Origin of the sequence: Pseudomonas sp. fls2-241-R2A-110, from assembly GCF_030209165.1 — a bacterium.
Lineage (GTDB): Bacteria > Pseudomonadota > Gammaproteobacteria > Pseudomonadales > Pseudomonadaceae > Aquipseudomonas.
Map to the genome: position 1 here is coordinate 18,517 of NZ_JARVSN010000022.1, position 22,084 is coordinate 40,600.

The following is a 22,084-nucleotide window of genomic DNA, read 5'->3' on the forward strand; positions in this document are numbered from 1 at the left end:
TTTGATCTGGTAAGTTCGCCCGCTTGCAGCCGCAGGGCCGGCAGGTGTCGGTGATGGAGCAATCCTGCGCAATGGATTACAAGAGTAGAGGCGGTCTATTTCATGTCCACCCAAGCAAAGCAGCAAAATCAGTCGATCAGCGGCTTCGAACCCTACAAAGAAGTGAAGGGCGAGGAGTATATGGGCAAGCCCATGCGCGCTCACTTCACCAAGATCCTGAACAAGTGGAAACAGGACTTGATGCAGGAAGTCGACCGCACGGTTGATCACATGAAAGACGAAGCGGCCAACTTCCCGGACCCGGCAGACCGTGCCAGCCAGGAAGAAGAGTTCAGCCTTGAGCTGCGCGCCCGCGACCGTGAGCGCAAGCTGATCAAGAAGATCGACAAGACGCTTCAGTTGATCGAAGACGAAGAATATGGCTGGTGCGAGTCCTGTGGCGTCGAAATCGGCGTCAAGCGACTGGAAGCCCGCCCTACCGCCGACATGTGCGTTGACTGCAAGACCCTGGCGGAAATCAAGGAAAAGCAAGTCGGCAAGTAACATCGACTTGAACGAAAAACGGAGCGTGCGAACGCTCCGTTTTTGTTTCTGATATTTGCTGATACCTGTTGTGTCTTTAAAACCGTCATCGCGAGCAAGCTCGCTCCCACGCTGGATTTGTGAACGCTACAGAGCCAATGTGGGAGCGAGCTTGCTCGCGATGGCGGTATCAAGCCGTACGCTCAATCGCTGCCAACAAAGTAATATCCAGCCATGACCGCCATCGCCTCTCCCTACATCGGCCGCTTCGCCCCCACGCCCAGTGGGCATCTGCATTTCGGTTCGCTGGTCGCAGCGCTGGCTTCGTACCTCGACGCCCGTGCGGTCGGGGGGCGCTGGCTGATGCGCATGGAAGACCTCGATCCGCCACGGGAAGAACCCGGTGCCCAGGCCGCTATCCTGAAAGCCCTGGAAAGCTACGGGTTCGAGTGGGACGGCGAGATGGTCCGCCAGAGCGACCGGCACGATGCCTATGCCGAAGTCCTCAATCGCCTGTTCAATCAGGGCCTGGCGTACGCCTGCACGTGCTCGCGCAAACAATTGGAGCCGTATCACGGCATTTATCCGGGTTTTTGTCGCAATGCCGGGCACGGCACCGAAGACGCCGCGATTCGCTTGCGCGTGCCTGAACTCGAATACCACTTCATCGACCGGGTGCAAGGCGAATACCGCCAGCACCTGGGCCGGGACGTCGGCGATTTTGTGATCCGCCGCCGCGACGGCCTCTACGCCTATCAACTGGCGGTGGTGCTCGACGATGCCTGGCAAGGCATTACCGACATCGTGCGTGGCGCCGACTTGCTCGACTCGACCCCGCGCCAGCTTTACCTGCAAGAATTGCTCGGCCTGCCGCAACCGCGTTACCTGCATATCCCGTTGATCACCCAACCCGATGGCAACAAACTCGGCAAGTCCTACCGCTCGCCGCCATTGACCGAAGATCAGGCCACGCCGCTGCTACTTCGTGCGCTGCGGGCGCTGGGTCAGAAGCCGGGCACTGAACTGGAATATGCCACGCCACGGGAAGTGCTGAATTGGGGCATCGCCCACTGGGATGCGCGGTCAATCCCGCGCACACTGGCGCTGCCCGAGGCGCAATTGCTGTGATCACGCTTGCAGTGGCGCACCCATCCGTTACCATCGCCGCACGTTTTCGGGCACGCGCCTAAAAAAGAGAGGCCGGGATGTACATCTATCGCTTGGTCCTGCTCCTGGTAGTGGGGATTTATCTGTTCTCCCCGGCCATCATGGATTGGTGGATAGACGCCACTGGCGCCTGGTATCGCCCCTATCTGCTCTGGCTGATTCTGATCGTCGTGACCTTCATCCTGCAGAGCCAAAAAGATGCCGATGAGCTTTAGCCTGACCCAGATGATCCTGATCAGCGCCGCGTACCTGGCGGTGCTGTTCGGCGTTGCCTGGATCAGCGAACGGGGCATGATCCCCCGGGCGATCATTCGCCACCCGCTGACGTACACCTTGTCGCTGGGCGTTTACGCCAGTGCCTGGGCGTTTTATGGCACGGTGGGCCTGGCCTATCAGTATGGCTACGGCTTTCTGTCCAGCTACCTGGGTGTCTCCGGTGCGTTTTTGCTGGCGCCAGTGTTGCTGTACCCGATTCTGAAAATCACCCGCACCTATCAACTGTCATCGCTGGCCGACCTGTTTGCGTTCCGCTTTCGCAGCACGTGGGCCGGGGCGCTGACCACGATCTTCATGCTGATCGGCGTGCTGCCGTTGCTGGCGCTGCAGATTCAGGCAGTGGCCGACTCCATCGGCATCCTGACTCGCGAACCGGTGCAGCATCGCGTGGCCCTGAGTTTTTGCGCGCTGATTACGTTGTTCACGATTTTCTTTGGCTCCCGCCACATTGCCACGCGCGAGAAGCATGAAGGCTTGGTGTTCGCGATCGCTTTCGAGTCGGTGATCAAGCTGATCGCCATTGGCGGTGTCGGTCTGTATGCCCTTTATGGCGTGTTCGATGGCCCGCAACAGCTGGAGTTGTGGCTGCTGCAAAACCAGACCGCCCTCGCTGCGCTGCACACGCCCCTGCAAGAAGGTCCGTGGCGCACGCTGTTGCTGGTGTTCTTCGCTTCGGCGATCGTGATGCCGCACATGTACCACATGACGTTTACCGAAAACCTCAACCCGCGTTCGCTGGTCAGTGCGAGCTGGGGCTTGCCGCTGTTCCTGCTGTTGATGAGCCTGGCGGTGCCGCTGATTCTATGGGCCGGCCTGAAACTCGGCGCCACCACCAATCCCGAATACTTCACGCTGGGCATCGGCATCGCCGCCAACAGCAAAGCGCTGGCGCTATTGGCTTATGTCGGCGGATTGTCGGCGGCCAGTGGTTTGATCATCGTCACCACTCTGGCGTTGTCCGGGATGGCGCTGAACCACCTGGTGCTGCCGCTCTATCAGCCGCCGGCGGAAGGCAACATCTATCGCTGGCTGAAGTGGACCCGTCGGGCGCTGATCGTCGCGATCATCATGGCCGGTTACGGATTCTACCTGCTGCTGGGCGCCGAACAGGATCTGGCGAACCTGGGCATCGTCGCGTTTGTAGCGACGTTGCAGTTCTTGCCTGGCGTGCTGTCCGTCCTCTATTGGCCGACCGCCAACCGCCGCGGGTTCATTGCCGGTTTGCTGGCGGGGATTCTGGTGTGGGTGGTGACCATGCTGTTGCCGCTGGTCGGCAACCTGCAAGGCTTCTACATTCCACTGTTGAACATGATCTACGTACTGGACGACACCAGTTGGCACATGGCAGCGATCGCGTCGCTGGCCGCCAACGTGCTGATGTTCACCCTGATCTCGCTGTTCACCAATGCCAGTCCCGAAGAGGCCAGTGCCGCCGAAGCCTGCGCCGTGGACAACGTACGTCGCCCGCAACGCCGCGAATTGCACGCTGCCTCGCCTCAGGAGTTCGCTACGCAATTAGCCAAACCACTGGGCGCGAAAGCCGCACAGAAGGAAGTCGAACAGGCGCTGCGCGACCTTTATCTGCCGTTCGACGAGCGCCGGCCGTACGCCTTACGCCGTTTGCGTGACCGTATCGAAGCCAACCTTTCCGGCTTGATGGGCCCCAGTGTTGCGCAAGACATGGTCGAAACCTTCCTGCCCTATAAGGCCGGCGGCGAAAACTACGTCACCGAAGACATTCACTTCATCGAAAGCCGCCTCGAGGATTACCACTCGCGCCTGACCGGACTTGCCGCCGAACTCGACGCCCTGCGCCGCTATCACCGCCAGACCTTGCAGGAATTGCCGATGGGCGTCTGCTCGCTGGCCAAGGATCAGGAAATCCTCATGTGGAACAAAGCCATGGAGGAGCTGACCGGGATCGCCGCGCAGCGTGTGGTCGGTTCGCGCCTGAGCACCATCGCCGATCCGTGGAAGGAGCTGTTGCAAGGCTTCATCAATCTGCCGGACGAGCACTTGCACAAACAGCACCTGGCGCTCGATGGCCAGACGCGCTGGCTGAACCTTCACAAAGCGGCGATCGATGAACCGCTCGCACCTGGCAACAGTGGCCTGGTGCTGCTGGTGGAAGACCTGACCGAAACCCAGATGCTTGAAGACAAACTGGTGCACTCCGAGCGACTGGCCAGCATCGGTCGACTCGCCGCCGGCGTGGCGCATGAAATCGGCAACCCGATCACCGGCATCGCGTGCCTGGCGCAGAACCTGCGCGAGGAACGCGAAGACGATAGCGAGTTGAAGGAAATCAGCGGGCAGATTCTCGAGCAGACCAAACGTGTCTCGCGCATCGTCCAGTCGCTGATGAGCTTCGCCCACGCAGGCAGTCATCAGCACAGCGACGAGCCCGTCTGTCTGGCCGAAGTGGCGCAGGATGCCATCGGTTTGCTGGCCCTGAACCGGCGCAATTTCGAAGTGCAGTTCTATAACCTCTGCGACCCCGATCACTGGGTCGAGGGTGACCCGCAGCGACTAGCCCAAGTCCTGATCAATCTGCTCTCAAACGCCCGTGACGCCTCGCCTCCCGGCAGTGCGGTGCGGGTCAAGAGTGAAGCCGGCGAACACACGGTCGACTTGATCGTGGAAGACGAAGGCAGCGGTATTCCGAAGAACATCATGGACCGATTGTTCGAACCTTTCTTCACCACCAAGGATCCTGGCGAAGGCACCGGTCTGGGCCTTGCACTGGTCTATTCCATCGTTGAAGAGCATTATGGACAAATCACCATCGACAGCCCGGCTGATGTTCAAAGCCAACGCGGCACCCGTATCCGGGTGACCTTGCCGCGTCATGTCGAAGCGACGTCCGCTGTGAACTGAGACCGTCGAGAGAATCGAATCAATGCCGCACATTTTGATCGTCGAAGACGAAACAATTATCCGCTCCGCCTTGCGCCGCCTGCTGGAACGTAACCAGTACCAGGTCAGCGAAGCCGGTTCAGTGCAGGAAGCACAAGAACGCTTCACCATTCCCACGTTCGACCTGATCGTCAGTGACCTGCGTCTGCCTGGCGCCCCGGGCACCGAGCTGATCAAACTTGGCCAGGGCACTCCGGTGCTGATCATGACCAGCTACGCCAGCCTGCGTTCGGCCGTTGACTCGATGAAGATGGGCGCGGTGGATTACATCGCCAAGCCTTTTGATCACGACGAAATGCTCCAGGCCGTCGCCCGGATCCTGCGCGACCGCCAATCGGTGCAAGCCAGTGTTGAACCTGCCACCGGCAAAGCCGGCAATGGCGCGGCGAAACCGGGTGTCGATAACAGCAACGGCGAAATCGGCATCATCGGTTCATGCCCGCCGATGCAAGACCTGTACAGCAAAATTCGCAAGGTCGCGCCGACCGATTCCAATGTCCTGATCCAGGGCGAATCCGGCACCGGTAAAGAACTGGTGGCGCGCGCGCTGCACAACCTGTCCAAGCGCGCCAAGGCACCGATGATTTCGGTGAACTGCGCAGCCATCCCGGAAAGCCTGATCGAGTCCGAACTGTTCGGCCACGAAAAAGGTGCATTCACCGGCGCCAGCGCCGGGCGTGCCGGCTTGGTCGAAGCTGCGGATGGCGGCACCTTGTTCCTCGATGAAATCGGCGAACTGCCGCTGGAAGCCCAGGCCCGCCTGTTGCGCGTGTTGCAGGAAGGCGAGATTCGCCGGGTCGGCTCGGTCCAGTCGCAGAAGGTCGATGTGCGCCTGATCGCGGCCACTCACCGGGACCTCAAGAGCCTGGCGAAAATCGGCCAGTTCCGTGAGGACTTGTACTACCGCCTCCACGTGATCGCCCTGAAACTGCCAGCCCTGCGCGAGCGCGGTGCCGACGTCAACGAAATCGCCAACGCCTTCCTGGCCAGACAGAGCGCGCGGGTCAACCGCACCGATCTGAAGTTTGCCCCGGATGCTGAACAAGCGATTCGTCACTACACCTGGCCGGGCAACGTTCGCGAGCTGGAAAATGCGGTCGAACGCGCCGTCATCCTGTGTGAAAGCCCGGAAATTTCCGCCGAGCTACTGGGCATCGACATTGAACTGAGCGACCTGGAAGACGACGACTTCATGGGCCTGGCGCCGCAACCGGGCAACAATGCCAGCAACAACAGCCATGAGCCGACCGAAGACCTGTCACTGGAAGACTACTTCCAGCACTTCGTTCTGGAACATCAGGACCACATGACCGAAACCGAGCTGGCCCGCAAACTTGGGGTCAGTCGCAAGTGTCTGTGGGAACGCCGTCAGCGCCTGGGTATCCCGCGGCGCAAGACAGGGGTCGCCAGCGAGAGCTGAACCACAGCTGTCTGATGTGCGGGTAACACGTGACTTTGCGAAGAAACTGTTACCCCACCTATTTCGCGTAACAGAAGCCGGGGCTTACGGTAACGAAGCCCCGGTTTTTTTGGGCCTTGAAAACCCCCGCCAGCCGGCCTAACCCCTTGTTTTACTGGCCTTCGCAAAAGTTGGCACGCCCCCTGCTATATGTTTGGTACAAGAACAATAACAAGCAATGCACAAGACAATAAAAATAAGACGAATCGACTCACGCACTATAAAAACAAGACGGCGAGAGGCGCAGCTAACTGATTCTTTTGGAGAGGCGTTGTATTTGGGGCTTGCCCCACGACCAGGCCGAGAATAATAAAAAACTGTCCTAAGACAGTGCCTGAACTGGTTGGATCGCGAGATCACTGCAGCACAGCGACCAAAGCAATCCGTTTGCTCTTGGCTCCCGATTGGGAGGGTCATGAAGGAAAAACTTCATGGCGAGGGCACTTAACAAAAACAAAAAGCCCGAAACCAATAATAAAAATAGAGCATGCAACTACTTCTTGGGGAGCTTCGGCTCCCCTTGTGGTTTCTGGCGTTTGGCCTTGTACGCGACATCCCCTGCACACGCTTGCGCAGCTTCCTACACCATCCCCCGACTAAATGCTAGAATCCCCGCCCATCATGCGGTCATTCTTCGTTATGGCCGAACATTCCTTCAAACAGTGCATCCCATGCTGAAGAAGTTGTTCCAGTCATTCCGTTCTCCCAAGCGTCATACGCAACACATTCGCACCACGCCTGAAGTCCTCAACAGCGGCCAACACTCGCTGCAAAAGGCCCAATTCAGCCGTTATGCGGTGAATATCGTCGAACGCCTGCAGAACGCCGGTTACCAAGCCTACCTGGTCGGCGGCTGTGTGCGTGACATGCTGCTCGGCATCACGCCTAAAGATTTTGACGTCGCCACCAGCGCCACGCCTGAACAGGTGCGTGCCGAATTCCGCAATGCGCGGATCATCGGTCGCCGTTTCAAACTCGTGCATATCCACTTCGGTCGCGAAATCATTGAAGTCGCGACCTTCCGCGCCAATCACCCGCAAAATGACGAGGAAGAAGACAGCAACCAGTCTTCCCGTAACGAAAGCGGGCGCATCTTGCGCGATAACGTCTACGGCACGCTGGAAGAAGACGCGCAACGCCGCGACTTCACCATCAACGCCCTGTATTACGATCCGGTCAGTGAGCGCATCCTCGACTACGCCAACGGTGTGCACGACATCCGCAATCACCTGATCCGTCTGATCGGCGACCCCAAGCAGCGCTATCAGGAAGACCCGGTGCGGATGCTGCGGGCCGTGCGGTTCGCCGCCAAGCTGAATTTCGGTATCGAAAAACACAGCGCCCTGCCGATTCGCGACCTGGCACCGATGCTGCGCGAGATTCCCTCGGCCCGCCTGTTCGAAGAAGTGCTCAAGCTGTTCCTCTCCGGCCATGCCGCAGACACCTTCGAGATGCTCGTCGACTTGCAGCTGTTCGATCCGCTGTTCCCGGCCAGTGCCGAAGCGCTCGAATACAACCCGACCTACACCCACACCCTGATCAGCGAAGCGCTGGTCAACACGGACCTGCGGATCAAGCAGAACAAACCGGTCACCCCGGCGTTCCTGTTTGCGGCCCTGTTGTGGCCTGCCCTGCCGGCGCGCGTACTGCGCCTGCAAGAACGCGGCATGCCGCCGATTCCGGCGATGCAGGAAGCGGCGCACGAGCTGATTGCCGAACAGTGCCAGCGGATCGCGATTCCAAAACGCTTCACCATGCCGATCCGCGAGATCTGGGACATGCAGGAGCGCCTGCCACGGCGCAGCGGCAAACGTGCCGACCTGCTGCTGGACAACCCGCGGTTCCGCGCCGGCTACGACTTCCTGCTGCTGCGCGAAAGCGCTGGCGAGCAGACCGATGGCCTGGGCGAATGGTGGACGGACTATCAGGACGCCAACGACAGCGAACGTCGCGACATGATTCGCGACCTCAGCGGCAAGGATGAAGGCACCGGCGCTCCACGCAAACGTCGTCGCAGCGGTGGCGCCAAGCGCAAACGCACAGCCGGCGCACCGAGTGCCACGGGCGAGTAATCCATGGAACGCATCTACATCGGCATGGGCAGCAATCTGGCTGACCCCGCTGAACAGTTGCGCAGCGCCGTCAATGCGCTCGCTCAGTTGCCGCAGACCGAACTGGTCGGGGTGTCCGCGTTTTATCAAAGCGACTCGCTGCTACCCGGCCAACCGCGTTACACCAACGCGGTGGCGGCGCTGCACAGCACACTCGCGCCGCTCGACCTGCTCGATGCACTGCAAGCCATCGAGAACGAACAGGGCCGCGAGCGACTTGAACGCTGGGGGCCGCGCACGCTGGATCTCGACATCGTGCTGTTTGGCGATCGGCTGATCGATGAACCGCGCCTCAAGGTGCCGCATTACCATTTGCAGGAACGAGCGTTCGTGCTGTATCCGCTGGCCGAGCTTGCGCCTGCGGATTTGCGCCTGGCCGATGGCCGCACGCTAAGCGACTTGCTCGCTGCCTGCCCGTTCGTCGGCCTGGAACGCCTCCCTCAGAATTGAAACCATTCCCTGTGGGAGCGAGCCTGCTCGCGATGACTGACTGTCAGTCAACTTCTCTATCGCCTGCTCAATTGCTATCGCGAGCAGGCTCGCTCCCACACTGGTTTATGTGTCGAACGCGAGATTGCAGCTGCTGAAACGCATCAGTTACAGCGGTAACACCCGCCTCGTAACAACGCGGTAACACATCCAATTGACTTCCCGAGTTCTCCTCACGACTATAGGCGTCCCGCTGCCGCCAACACGGCGTTAAAGGGCGCAATCCAGGCCTTAAAAGCACGACAACAGACCGTGCGCCTGTATTTAACGAAGAATCACGCGCGTTACTCGCAGTAGTTTCCACAGCGCCTGAATGAGGAACTTTTCATGCCAGCCATCACCCTGACCACGCTGCAAGGTCTCAAGCAAAAAGGTGAAAAAATCACCATGCTGACCTGCTATGACGCAACCTTCGCCCACGCCTGTAATGAGGCTGGCGTCGAAGTGCTGCTGGTGGGCGACTCCCTCGGCATGGTTTTGCAAGGTCATGACAGCACCCTGCCCGTGACCACCGCTGAGATGGCTTACCACGTGGCGGCCGTCAAACGCGGCAACACTGATGCGCTGATTCTCGCCGACCTGCCCTTCATGGCCTACGCCACCACCGAACAAGCCATGACCAACAGCGCGCTGTTGATGCAGGCCGGTGCGCACATGGTCAAGGTTGAAGGGGCATTGTGGCTCGCCGATTCGATCCGCCTGCTCGCCGAACGCGGCATCCCGGTTTGCGCCCACATGGGCCTGACACCGCAATCGGTGAACATTCTGGGCGGCTACAAAGTCCAGGGCCGCAACGAGAACCAGGCGCGGCAGATGCGCGCCGATGCGATCTCCCTGGAGCAGGCTGGCGCGGCGATGTTGCTGCTCGAATGCGTGCCCAGCGAATTGGCCGAAGAAATCACCCAGGCCGTGAAGATTCCGGTGATCGGCATCGGCGCCGGCAGTGGCACCGACGGCCAGGTACTGGTGTTGCACGACATGCTGGGCCTGTCCATCACCGGTCGCGTGCCAAAATTCGTCAAGAACTTCATGGATGGCCAAGCCAGTATTCACGCGGCACTGAGCGCCTACGTCACTGAAGTCAAAGCAGCCACTTTCCCTGGGATCGAACACGGATTCTCTGCATGAACACCGTCAAAACCGTACGCGAACTGCGAGCCGCCGTGGCCCGCGCCCGCAATGAAGGCAAGCGCATCGGCTTCGTGCCGACCATGGGCAACCTGCACAGCGGCCATGTGGCGCTCATCACCAAAGCCTCCCAACGGGCGGATTTCGTGGTCGCTAGCATTTTCGTCAACCCGCTGCAATTCGGCGCCGGCGAAGACCTCGACAAATACCCGCGGACCCTTGCCGCCGACCAGGAAAAACTCCTCCAGGCCGGTTGCCATTTGCTGTTCGCGCCATCCGCTGAAGAAATGTACCCGGATGGCATGGCCGGCCAGACCCGCGTCAGCGTGCCGCAACTCTCCGAAGGCCTGTGTGGCGCCAGCCGTCCCGGGCATTTCGAAGGTGTGGCGACGGTGGTCAGCAAGCTGTTCAACATGGTCCAGCCCGATCTGGCGATTTTCGGCCAGAAAGACTTCCAGCAACTGGCGGTCATTCGCGCGCTGGTGCACGACTTGAACATGCCGATCCAGATCATTGGCGAACCGACCGTGCGGGCGGCCGATGGCCTGGCGCTGTCGTCGCGCAATGGTTTCCTCAGCGAAGAACAGCGGGCCATCGCACCAGAGGTCTATCGCACCCTGACCCGGATCAGCGACGCAATCAAACAGGGCGAGCGCGATTACCCGACGCTGATCAATGAGCAGATCAAGCAACTGGAAGTCGCTGGCCTGCGTCCGGATTACCTGGAAATTCGCCATGCACTGACCTTGCGTCCGGCGACGACCGAAGATCGGGATCTGGTGATTCTGGTCGCAGCGTTCCTGGGGACCACGCGGTTGATCGACAACCTGCACCTGAACCTCGACGCGCACGCATAAACACCACCAAACCCTGTGGGAGCGAGCTTGCTCGCGATAGCGGATTGTCATTCAACATCGATGTTGGCTGATCCACCGCAATCGCGAGCAAGCTCGCTCCCACAAGGGGTAAGCAGTGGCCACGCACTGTATTGCCGCCCCTCAAGCCTTCGGGCAAACTGCCCGCCGTTCGATTCCGACCTGGGGAAACACTCATGCACGCCATCATGCTCAAGGCCAAGCTGCATCGCGCCGAAGTCACCCATGCTGTACTCGATTACGAAGGCTCCTGCGCCATCGACGGCGAGTGGCTGGACTTGTCCGGTATCCGTGAATACGAACAGATCCAGATTTATAACGTCGACAACGGCGAACGCTTCACCACCTATGCGATTCGTGGCGAAGAAGGCTCGCGGATGATTTCCGTCAACGGTGCTGCCGCGCACAAGGCCAAGGTCGGTGATCGAGTGATCATCTGCGCCTACGCTCATTACAGCGACGCCGAGCTGCTCAACTTCAAGCCGCGGATGCTCTACATGGCGCCGGGCAACGAACTGAGCCACACCAGCAACGCCATTCCGATCCAGGTCGCCTGATCGAACCAACGTCCTGTCACCTGCCCGTTTGTCGGCCCATACGCTACTCGATGTTAAAAAAGTACCGGAAACGGGTCAGACAAAGGCAAGACAGATCAATGCGCGGGGTTTACTGTATTCGCCCTGCGCCATGAAATCGTCTCGACGCAGTTGACCGGAGCGCCCGCCCGCAGCGTTCCGGGATTTTTCGTGTTCAAAAAGCCGTTCAAGTAAAAAGGAAACCCGCAGCGATGGCGTACTACCGCACTCCTCATGACGTGACCGCTCTGCCCGCCTGGCAAGCGTTGAAAGACCACCGCCAAGCCATGCAGGATTTCAGCATGCGCGAAGCCTTTAATGCCGACCCGCAGCGTTTTACTCAATTCACCCTCAGCAGCTGCGGCCTGTTTCTCGATTACTCCAAGAACCTGATCAACGCCCAGACCCGCAATCTGCTGGTGGGCCTGGCCAACGAAGTCGACCTCAAGGGCGCGATCAAGTCGCTGTTCGACGGCGAAATCGTCAACTCCTCCGAAGGCCGCCCGGCCCTGCACACCGCTCTGCGCCGCCCGGTTGGCGACAAGTTGTCGGTGAACGGCGTCAACGTGATGCCCGAAGTGCATAAAGTGCTGAACCAGATCACTGATCTTGTGGGCCGTATCCACGATGGTCTGTGGCGCGGTTACACCGAGAAGCCGATCACTGACGTGGTGAACATCGGCATCGGTGGCTCGTTCCTCGGCCCTGAACTGGTGTCCGAAGCGCTGTTGTCCTACGCCCAGAAAGGCGTGCGTTGCCATTACCTGGCGAACATCGACGGCAGTGAATTCCACGAACTGACCATGAAGCTGCGCGCCGAGACCACGCTGTTCATCGTCTCGTCGAAATCCTTCAACACCCTCGAAACCCTGAAGAATGCCCAGGCCGCACGCGCCTGGTACCTGGCCCAGGGTGGTTCGGAAGCCGAGCTGTATCGCCACTTCATCGCCGTGTCGAGCAACAACGCCGCCGCTGTGGCCTTCGGCATCCGCGAAGAAAACATCTTCCCGATGTGGGACTGGGTTGGCGGTCGTTATTCGCTGTGGTCGGCCATCGGTTTGCCGATCGCCCTGGCCATCGGCATGTCGAACTTCAAGGAACTGCTGTCCGGTGCCTACACCATGGACCAGCATTTCCAGAGCGCGCCATTCGAACAGAACATGCCGGTGCTGCTGGCGTTGCTCGGCGTCTGGTACGGCAACTTCTGGGGCGCGCAAAGCCACGCGATCCTGCCGTACGACCACTACCTGCGTAACATCACCAAGCACTTGCAACAGCTGGACATGGAATCCAATGGCAAGAGCGTACGTCAGGACGGCACGCCCGTGTCCACCGACACCGGCCCGGTCATCTGGGGCGGCGTGGGTTGCAACGGTCAACACGCTTACCACCAGTTGCTGCACCAGGGCACCCAACTGATCCCGGCTGACTTCATCGTGCCGATCGTCAGCTTCAACCCGGTGTCCGACCACCACCAGTGGCTGTACGCCAACTGCCTGTCGCAAAGCCAGGCATTGATGCTCGGCAAGACCCTTGCCGAAGCTGAAAACGAGCTGCGCGACAAAGGCATGAGTGAAGAAGACGTGCATAAACTCGCACCGCACAAGGTGATCCCGGGCAACCGTCCGAGCAACACCCTGGTGGTCGAGCGCATCAGCCCACGTCGTCTCGGCGCACTGGTGGCGATGTACGAACACAAAGTCTTCGTGCAAAGCGTGGTGTGGGGCATCAACGCCTTCGACCAGTGGGGCGTGGAGCTGGGCAAGGAGCTGGGCAAAGGCGTCTACAACCGCCTGGTCGGCAGCGAAGAAACCCCGGCTGACGATGCTTCCACCCAAGGCCTGATCAACTATTTCCGTGGTCGTCACCGCGGCTGATCTAACGCCCCGCCCACAGGGTTTGTGCCAGGCATACATTCTGTGGGCAACACCAATACTGTGGGAGTGAGCCTGCTCGCGATAACGGTTTGTCATCAACATCGATGTTGACTGATCCACCGCTATCGCGAGCAGGCTCACTCCCACAGTTGTTTTGGGTTACCCATTCCCAAGGCGTTCGGCTTGAACCCTTCCGCTACTCGGCGCATCTTTATTACTTGTCGCAACAAGAATAAGGAACCGTCATGTTCGATATCAGCACGTTCCCCAAAGCCGATGCCGTCCGCCGGGCTGCGCACTTGAGTCAAGACGACTATAAGCGCCTCTACCGCCAATCCATCGAACACCCCACTGAGTTCTGGGCTGAACAGGCCACAAGGTTTCTCGACTGGAGTAAACACTGGGACACCGTCCAGCGTTACAACCTGAAAACCGGCGAGGCCAGTTGGTTTGCCGGCGGCAAGTTGAATGTCAGTTACAACTGCATCGACCGCCACCTGGAAAAGCGCGGCGACCAGACCGCCATTCTTTGGGAAGGCGACGACCCCGCTGAATCGGCGCAGATCACCTACAAAAAACTCCATCACAACGTCTGCCGCCTGGCCAACGTGCTCAAAAGCCGTGGCGTGAAAAAGGGCGACCGCGTATGCATCTACATGCCGATGATTCCCGAAGCCGCCTACGCGATGCTCGCCTGCACGAGGATTGGCGCAGTGCATTCGGTGGTATTCGGTGGTTTCTCACCTGATTCCGTACGCGACCGCATTCTCGATGCCGATTGCTGCACCGTGATCACTGCCGATGAAGGCGTGCGTGGCGGTAAATTCGTGCCGCTCAAGAAGAAGGTCGACGAGGCCCTGAAAAGCTGCCCGAATGTCAGCACGGTCATAGTCGTTGAGCGCACCCAAGGCGAGGTGGACTGGGTCGAGGGCCGTGACCTCTGGTATCACCAGGCGCTGCGCGACGTCAGCGACGATTGCCCGCCGGAACCGATGGACGCCGAAGACCCGCTGTTCATCCTCTACACCTCCGGCAGCACCGGCAAACCCAAAGGCGTGCTGCACACCACCGGCGGCTATCTGCTGCAAGCGGCAATGACCTTCAAATACGTGCTCGACTACCGCGACGACGAAGTCTTCTGGTGCACCGCCGACGTCGGCTGGGTTACCGGCCACAGCTACATCGTCTACGGCCCGCTGGCCAACGGCGCGACCACGCTGATCTTCGAAGGGGTGCCAAGCTACCCGAGCAGTTCGCGCTTCTGGCAGGTTATCGATAAACATCACGTCAATATCTTCTACACCGCCCCGACTGCACTGCGCTCGCTGATGCGTGAAGGCCCGGAACCGTTGAAGGAAACGTCGCGCGCGAGCCTGAGATTACTCGGCAGCGTCGGCGAGCCAATCAACCCGGAAGCGTGGGATTGGTACTTCAATGCCGTCGGCGAACAACGTTGTCCAATCGTCGACACCTGGTGGCAGACCGAAACCGGCGGCATCATGCTCAGCCCGCTGGTCAGCGCAAAACGGATCAAACCCGGCTGCGCCACACAACCGATGTTCGGCGTACAGCCCGTGCTGCTGGATGAGACGGGCAAGGAAATCAAAGGCGCCGGCAGCGGCGTGTTGGCGATCAAGTCCAGTTGGCCGGCACAGATCCGCAGTGTCTATGGCGATCCGCAACGGATGGTCGACACCTACTTCAAGCCCTACCCCGGCTATTACTTCACCGGTGACGGCGCGCGGCGCGACGAGGATGGCGATTACTGGATCACCGGGCGCATCGACGACGTGATCAACGTTTCCGGGCACCGTATTGGCACCGCGGAAGTGGAAAGCGCGCTGGTCCTGCACGACAGCATCGCCGAGGCCGCCGTGGTCGGTTACCCCCATGACATCAAGGGCCAGGGCATCTACGCCTTCGTCACCCCCATGAACGGAACCGATCCCACTGACGAACTGAAGAAAGAACTGCTGGCCCACGTCATCAAGGAAATCGGCAGTTTCGCCAAGCCGGACTTGATCCAGTGGGCACCGGCCTTGCCGAAAACCCGCTCAGGCAAGATCATGCGGCGCATTCTGCGCAAGATCGCCTGCAACGAACTGGACAGCCTCGGTGACACCTCGACGCTGGCTGATCCAAGTGTGGTGCAAGGCCTGATCGACAAGCGTCTGAACCAGTAAGCCCCGCGCGGCCGGCAATGGCCGCGTTTTCTTTCTACAACTGAGTCGCCATGGAATTTATCCGCAGCCGCATCGAAACCCAGCTCATGAGCCTGACCGGTCTGTCCCTGGGCAAACTCGACCTGGAAAATCCCAAGGGCGATCCCGGCCTGTTCGGTCCCGACTCGGTGAGCTGGCAAGTCCATGGCGATTTCAGCAGCATGCTGATCGGCGGCATCAGCGCGCTGATGCTTCAGGCCCTACATCCATTGGCATTGGCCGGGGTCTGGGATCATTCGAATTTTCGCGAAGACATGATCGGCCGCTTGCGCCGCACCAGTCAGTTCATCTCCGGAACGACATTTGGATCGCGCAAGGACGCCGACTGGTTGATCGAGAAAGTCCGCACCATTCACCTGCAAGTGGTTGGCACCGCGCCGGATGGCCGGCCCTACGCCGCCAGCGATCCCGACCTGCTGACGTGGGTGCACGTGGCCGAGGTCAGTAACTTCCTCGCCGCGCATCTGCGGTATCGCAATCCGCACCTGTCTGCGCTTGATCAAGACCGTTACTACGGCGAAATCGCGATGATTGCCGAACGCCTGGGCGCGCGCGATGTGCCGCGCAACCGCAAGGAAATCGCGGCTTATCTTGAACGAGTCCGCCCGCAACTGCTGTGCGACCAACGCAGTCGCGAGGTGTTGCGACTGCTGCTGAACGCCCCTGCCCCCAGTCGCCTCGCCAAACCGTTCGGCGGCTTGATGATGCAGGCCGGGATCGACCTGTTGCCAGACTGGGCCAGTGACATGCTCGACGTGCGCCAGAACCCGCTGCAACGCCAACTGATCCGTGCCAGCGTCAAGCGCAGCGCACCGATGCTGCGTTGGGCGATGCGAAATGGCTCGGTGCAGCGGGCCAAGCGACGCATGGGGCTACTCACCTGATAAAAAGCATCGCGAGCAGGCTCGCTCCCACATGGGTTTTGTGTTGCTCACTAAATAGGTGACTCATAAAGATCCAGTGTGGGAGCGAGCCTGCTCGCGATGGCAGCACCAAGGTTTCGCGCCAAGCTGTTAAACTCCCGCGCCAAATTCCCTCCTGCAAGGCGCCCAGCATGTCTTCCTTGAATCAGGCGCTGCGCGCCGCCCTCGATCATCGCCAGGACCTGCTTGCCGAGCTGCATCAGCAAGGCACCGACTGCTATCGCCTGTTTCACGGCAGCCAGGAAGGCGCCGGTGGCCTGACCATCGACCGCTACGGCCCGCAATTGCTGGTGCAAAGCTTTCACCAGGCGTTGGAACGTGACGCGCTGCTGCAACTGCACGATGCGATTAATCAACACTTGGGCCTGGAAACGCTGCTGGTCTACAACGATCGTTCCCGGGGCAACTCGCGTATCGACCGCGAAGACACCGTCTACCGCGCCGACGACGCCGCGCTGCAGGACCTGGTCGGCCACGAATGGGGGCTCAATTATCGGGTGCGCGGACGTCATGCCGGCCAGGATCCGCTGCTGTTCCTTGACCTGCGCAACACTCGTGGCTGGGTCAAGGAGCACAGCAAAAACAAAAGCGTGCTCAACCTGTTCGCCTACACCTGCGGCGTGGGTTTGAGCGCCGCGGCCGGTGGCGCACGCGAGGTGTGCAATCTGGATTTCGCCGAGGGCAACCTGGCGGTCGGTCGTGAAAACGGCCTGCTCAACCCACAGCTGCCGACCATGGAATTCATCCAGTCCGATTACTTCCCGGCTATCCGTCAACTGGCGGGCCTGCCCATCAGTCAACGGCGCGGGCAGAAACTACCGAGTTACCCGCGCCTTGAGCAGCGTCAATACGACCTCGTACTGCTCGACCCGCCCGCCTGGGCCAAAAGTGCATTTGGCACGGTCGATTTGTTGCGTGACTATCAGAGCCTGCTCAAACCCGCCCTGCTGGCGACCGCCGACAATGGCGTGCTGATCTGCTGCAACAACCTGGCAAAGGTCAGCATGGACGATTGGCGCGAACAGGTTTTGCGTTGCGCGCAAAAGGCTGGCCGGCCCGTCCGTGAGTGGACGGTGATGAAGCCCGGCGGTGATTTCCCATCGCTGGATCAACAACCACCGCTGAAAACCCTGATCCTGCAATTCTAAGATTCAGCAAAAAATCAGATTAATCCTGGAAAGCAGGATGGCTTCGGAACCGGAAACGCGTGCCATACTCCAACGCACTCCGATTCAGACAGACGAAGCCACACATGCCCAAAGGATTGATTCGCGCTATCGGCGCTTTGTTGACTGCTCTGGCCCTTTATAGCCTGCTGGGGTTTCTGATTTTACCGGGCATCGCGCTGCGCATTGCCAATCAGCAACTGGCCCACTATGCCACGACGCCCGCCACGATTTCGCGGATCGAACTCAACCCCTTCAGCCTGGAAGTGACCCTTTGGGGCCTGGTCATCGGTGAACCTGGCAAGGAACAGGTCGGCTTCGAACGCCTGTACGCCAACCTGCAGATCGACAGCCTGTGGACCAAGGCGCTGCACCTGTCCGATATCGAAATAGACAAGCCCAAGACCGAAATCCTCTTTGGCAAGGACGGCAAACTCAATCTGCTGGGCCTGTTCAAAATACCCGCCAGCGAACCGACCCCGACAGACCCGAACGCCAAGCCGTTTCCGCTGCGCATCGAGCGCATCAAACTGGCTGGCGGCAATGTGCATTTTCAGGATTCACGCCCCAGTGAACCCATTGAATTTCTTTACGACAAGCTCGACTTCGAACTGAAGAACCTCAGCACCCTGCCCGAAGACAGTGCCAACATGACGTTGGTGGCCATCGGCCCGGGAGGTGGACAGCTCGACTGGACCGGCAATTTCAGTCTGATCCCGATTACCTCCGAAGGTAAGCTGAAAATCACCGACGGCAAGATGAAATCCTTTTGGCCCTATGTCCGTGACGCTTTGCCGCTGGTGCTGGAAAACGGCGTCGTCAACCTGAGTACCGACTACAAACTCAACCTGTCCAAAGAAACCCACCTGCTGCTGAGCAACGTTGCCGTCAGCGTCGCGCCCTTCGCCATCAAGGCCCCGGACGGTCGGCCGTTGGCAAGACTGGAGCGCCTGGACATCAGTGACACCACCGTGGACCTGGCCAAGCAACAAGTGGTGGTCGGCAAGATCCGCAGTAACAAGCTGGAAACCTGGGCTGCCCTCGAAGCCGATGGCCAACTCGACTGGCAAAAACTGTTCGCCAGCCAACCGTCCAAAGCGGCGGTAAAAGCCAACGCCGAGCCGAAGAAAACGCCGGCGGCAGCCGATTCGCCGAAAGCTGAACCCGCCGCGCCAGGAAAACCGTGGCAAGTGCTGCTCAAAGACGTGCAACTGCGCAATTACCAGGTGCACCTGGCCGACCGCAAGGCACAACCTGCCGTGGCATTGGACGTCGGTCCGCTGAACCTGGACCTGCAAAACTTCGACAGCCTTAACGGCTCGCCTTTCAACCTCAAGCTCGACACCGGCGTGGGCAACCAAGGCAAACTTACGGTCGACGGCTTGGTCAATCTGGCGCCGGTCAGCGCCAAGCTGAAGGTGCAGACCAAAGACATCGATCTGCGGGTCGCGCAGTCCTACATCAACCCGTTCATCCGCCTCGAACTGCGTAGCGGCATGCTCGGCAGTGACCTGGCTGTCGATCTCAAGAGCACCGAGCCGCTGGCGTTCAACGTCACCGGCCGCGCTCAGGTCGATCAACTGCATACCCTCGACACCCTGAAAACCCGCGACTTCCTCAAGTGGCAGCAACTGGTGCTCGAAGGCCTGAACTATCAACACGGCGACAGCCTGTCGATCGACAAGGTCAACCTGTACCAGCCGTATGCGCGCTTCATGATCAATGATGATCGCACCACCAATATCGACGACCTGCTGATCCCGCAACCGGCCGACTCAGGTGTTGCCAAGACTGCGGCGGCCAAACCCGCCAGCCAGGAAAAACCCCTGGGCATCCATGTCGGCGGCGTGGCCATCAATGACGGTTCGGCAAACTTCGCCGACTTCAGCCTGACACCCAACTTCGCCACCGCCGTGCAACAACTCAACGGGCAGATCGGCACCATCGACAGCCGCCAGGCGAAACCGGCCAGCGTCGACATCAAAGGCAAGGTCGACCGCTATGCGCCCGTGACCATCAAGGGCTCGGTCAACCCGTTCGACCCGATGGCCAGCCTCGACATCGCGACCAGCTTCAAACGCGTGGAACTGACCACGTTGACGCCCTACTCCGGCAAGTTCGCCGGTTACCGCATCCGCAAGGGCCGACTCAATCTCGACCTGCATTACATGATCACCAAAGGCCAGCTCAAAGCTGAAAACAAAGTGGTGCTCGAGCAACTGCAACTGGGTGAGAAAGTCGACAGCCCGGATGCCGTCAGTCTGCCGTTGAAACTGGCGATTGCCTTGCTCAAGGACGTCGACGGCAAGATTTCCATCGAGCTGCCGGTGACCGGCGACCTGAACAACCCGCAGTTCAGCATCATGCCGATTGTCTGGCAGACCTTGCGCAACCTGATCGTCAAGGCCGCCGCAGCGCCGTTCAAAATGATTGGTGGGCTGGTCAGTGGCGGCGGTTCCGAAGATCTGGGCAGTGTTTCGTTCGAGCCGGGTTCGAGCGATCTGAGCAAGGAGGCCGAAGCGGCACTGGTCAAACTGTCGCAAGCCTTGAAGGAACGCCCTGCCCTGCATCTGGAAATTGAAGGCACTGCCGCTGCCAGCAGCGACGGTCCGCTGATTGCCGAGCAACGGCTTGAGCGTGAATACCAATACAACTACTACAAAATGCTCCAGCGTCGCGGCGACAAGGTTCCGGCACAGGCGTCGTTGGTCGACGTGCCGGACAGCGAGAAAGGCCCGTTGCTGGAAGGGATCTACCGCACACGCCTGAAGACCCAGCCACCCGCCGAATGGAAGGACCTGGGCAAGGAAGAACGCACCGCCAAAATGCGTGCCGAGGTGATCAAGTTCTGGAGTACCAACGATGTGCTGCTGCGACAACTCGGTCAGGATCGCGCCAGCAGCATCAAGGATTTCCTGGTGGACAAGACCCAGATGGCCGATGACCGTGTCTACTTCGTCGACGCCAACCTTGGCGAGGCGCAAAGTGATGGTCGTGTGGTGACGCCGATGCACCTGGATGCCGAATGATGATCAGACGAGTGCTGATGAGCTTGAGCGTAACCTTGGCATTGGCAGCCAGCCAGGCCTGGGCGACCGATACATTGCGCTGCGGCAGTCAATTGGTCAGCGTGGGGGACAGGACCAGCGAGGTGCTGCAAAAGTGCGGTGAGCCCATTGCCCGCGACTTGCTGGGCTACAAGCGCAGCGCCAACCGACGGGAAGAGTTCCAGGTCGAGGAATGGACCTACGGGCCCAACAGCGGGATGTATCAATACTTGCGGTTTGAAGGCAATCGGCTGAAACAGATCACCAGCAAACGCGGAAACTGAAGACACCACACCCCCATGTGGGAGCGAGCCTGCTCGCGATGAGGCCATAACATTCAACATCGATGTTGACGGTTATACCGCCATCGCGAGCAGGCTCGCTCCCACATGGGTTTTGCGGCGCCCACAATAGAACAGGCCCCCGACACGAATGTCGGGGGCCTGTAATGACCACATCCTTGTGGCCTTCGCATGAACTCTTCAGATGCAACAGGCGTATTACTCAGCCCACCTGCTGCGCCTTCTCCCGGTTCAGGCGAGAAGTCTTGCCTTACTCGGCTTTCAGGCCGTCAGCGGAGACCGCTTTGACGCCTTTGATTTTCTTGGTGATCGCGACAGCGGTAGTTTTCTGAGCTTCGGTCACTGCAACGGTGGACGACAGCGATACAACACCTTTGTTGGTTTCAACTTTGATGTCGGTGCCAGGAATGCCTTTTTCAGTTACCAGGTCGCTTTTGACTTTGGTGGTGATCCAGGTATCGGAAGTAGCTTCCTTGGCCTTGGTCACTTCACCCGCCGCCAGAGTCATCGGGGCTTGGGTGGTAGTGGTTTGTGCAAATGCTGCGTTGGCCATGGTCAGGGTCAGCGCGGTAGCAGCAGCGGCAGCGATAGCGAACTTCTTCATACGAGTAACTCCTGTTTTTCTATAAAGTCTGCTGTGTGTCTTATTCAGCAGGGTTACTGGGTATGTTGCGAACGGTGTGCCAACTTTGAGACAACGAATAAACCTATATAAAACAGCAACTTAAGAAATAGCCCGATTTTCGGATTCATGCAAAATGCATGACTTGGTGATTCTCTACATGCAAGTTGCGGGTTTTGCCTTGGGCCTAAGGCCATGAATTGTCGGGGGTTTTCTTGTTTTCAGAGTTTTAGGGCGTTGTTCCAGCAAAAAGCCCCCGCTTTTAAGGGCGTGATGCGGTTCACTTAAGAAAGTTTTGGAGTTGGGGGTTGGGTACATAGGGGGTTGGGTACATATCCGTTTCTACGGTCATGGCTGCTATTGGTTCCGCCTTTACGGCGGGTCACTTGGAGAAGCGCCAAGTAACC

17 protein-coding genes are annotated in these 22,084 nt (G+C 59.4%); 16 read left to right on the forward strand and 1 reads right to left on the reverse strand.

Translation table 11 applies throughout. The annotated features are described in order from the left end of the window. Positions 1-102 precede the first annotated feature (102 nt). The 16 genes from dksA to QRN31_RS18695 all read left to right on the forward strand — a co-directional run bounded on the left by dksA (position 103) and on the right by QRN31_RS18695 (position 21,037). A complete protein-coding gene (gene dksA / locus QRN31_RS18620) occupies positions 103-543 on the forward strand; it encodes an RNA polymerase-binding protein DksA (RefSeq protein WP_090179905.1) in 441 nt (146 codons plus the stop codon). A 222-nt stretch (positions 544-765) separates the two neighbouring features. Beyond that, complete coding sequence (gluQRS, locus tag QRN31_RS18625; RefSeq protein ID WP_285433687.1) at positions 766-1,650, forward strand: tRNA glutamyl-Q(34) synthetase GluQRS; 885 nt, start codon at positions 766-768, stop codon at positions 1,648-1,650. Positions 1,651-1,727: 77 nt separating this feature from the next. Next, positions 1,728-1,904, forward strand: coding sequence for a hypothetical protein (locus QRN31_RS18630; protein ID WP_003176118.1), 177 nt, complete (start codon positions 1,728-1,730; stop codon positions 1,902-1,904). Then, positions 1,888-4,842, forward strand: a complete 2,955-nt coding sequence (locus QRN31_RS18635) for a sensor histidine kinase (RefSeq protein WP_167360475.1) — start codon at positions 1,888-1,890, stop codon at positions 4,840-4,842. Before QRN31_RS18630 ends, QRN31_RS18635 begins: the two co-directional genes overlap by 17 nt. A gap of 22 nt (positions 4,843-4,864) precedes the next feature. Next, positions 4,865-6,301, forward strand: a complete 1,437-nt coding sequence (locus tag QRN31_RS18640; protein ID WP_285433674.1) for a sigma-54-dependent transcriptional regulator — start codon at positions 4,865-4,867, stop codon at positions 6,299-6,301. Positions 6,302-7,011: 710 nt separating this feature from the next. Beyond that, on the forward strand, positions 7,012-8,412 hold the full coding sequence (locus tag QRN31_RS18645) for a polynucleotide adenylyltransferase PcnB (protein ID WP_285433675.1): 1,401 nt from the start codon (positions 7,012-7,014) through the stop codon (positions 8,410-8,412). A gap of 3 nt (positions 8,413-8,415) precedes the next feature. Next, entirely contained in the window at positions 8,416-8,901 is a 486-nt protein-coding gene (gene folK / locus QRN31_RS18650) for a 2-amino-4-hydroxy-6-hydroxymethyldihydropteridine diphosphokinase (protein ID WP_285433676.1), read from the forward strand. Positions 8,902-9,267: 366 nt separating this feature from the next. After that, positions 9,268-10,068 (forward strand): 3-methyl-2-oxobutanoate hydroxymethyltransferase, encoded by an 801-nt coding sequence (panB, locus tag QRN31_RS18655; protein WP_285433677.1) that lies wholly within the window; start codon positions 9,268-9,270, stop codon positions 10,066-10,068. Next, a complete protein-coding gene (gene panC / locus QRN31_RS18660) occupies positions 10,065-10,925 on the forward strand; it encodes a pantoate--beta-alanine ligase (RefSeq protein ID WP_285433678.1) in 861 nt (286 codons plus the stop codon). Before panB ends, panC begins: the two co-directional genes overlap by 4 nt. Before the next feature lie 194 nt (positions 10,926-11,119). After that, the gene (panD, locus tag QRN31_RS18665) at positions 11,120-11,500 is read left to right on the forward strand and encodes an aspartate 1-decarboxylase (RefSeq protein ID WP_285433679.1); all 381 of its coding nucleotides are present in this window, start codon (positions 11,120-11,122) and stop codon (positions 11,498-11,500) included. Between the two features lie 230 nt (positions 11,501-11,730). After that, on the forward strand, positions 11,731-13,395 hold the full coding sequence (pgi, locus tag QRN31_RS18670) for a glucose-6-phosphate isomerase (protein WP_285433680.1): 1,665 nt from the start codon (positions 11,731-11,733) through the stop codon (positions 13,393-13,395). Positions 13,396-13,640: 245 nt separating this feature from the next. Continuing rightward, positions 13,641-15,578, forward strand: a complete 1,938-nt coding sequence (gene acs / locus QRN31_RS18675) for an acetate--CoA ligase (protein WP_285433681.1) — start codon at positions 13,641-13,643, stop codon at positions 15,576-15,578. Positions 15,579-15,628: 50 nt separating this feature from the next. Beyond that, complete coding sequence (locus QRN31_RS18680) at positions 15,629-16,501, forward strand: oxygenase MpaB family protein (protein WP_285433682.1); 873 nt, start codon at positions 15,629-15,631, stop codon at positions 16,499-16,501. Positions 16,502-16,671: 170 nt separating this feature from the next. Next, positions 16,672-17,688, forward strand: coding sequence for a class I SAM-dependent rRNA methyltransferase (locus QRN31_RS18685; protein WP_285433683.1), 1,017 nt, complete (start codon positions 16,672-16,674; stop codon positions 17,686-17,688). Positions 17,689-17,747: 59 nt separating this feature from the next. Next, entirely contained in the window at positions 17,748-20,735 is a 2,988-nt protein-coding gene (locus QRN31_RS18690; RefSeq protein ID WP_502942509.1) for a DUF748 domain-containing protein, read from the forward strand. After that, a complete protein-coding gene (locus tag QRN31_RS18695; protein ID WP_285433688.1) occupies positions 20,735-21,037 on the forward strand; it encodes a DUF2845 domain-containing protein in 303 nt (100 codons plus the stop codon). The genes QRN31_RS18690 and QRN31_RS18695 overlap by 1 nt, the downstream gene beginning before the upstream one ends. Before the next feature lie 268 nt (positions 21,038-21,305). Here the strand turns inward: QRN31_RS18695 and QRN31_RS18700 are convergent, their stop codons facing one another. Continuing rightward, positions 21,306-21,659 (reverse strand): BON domain-containing protein, encoded by a 354-nt coding sequence (locus QRN31_RS18700; RefSeq protein WP_285433685.1) that lies wholly within the window; start codon positions 21,657-21,659, stop codon positions 21,306-21,308. Positions 21,660-22,084: the final 425 nt, after the last annotated feature.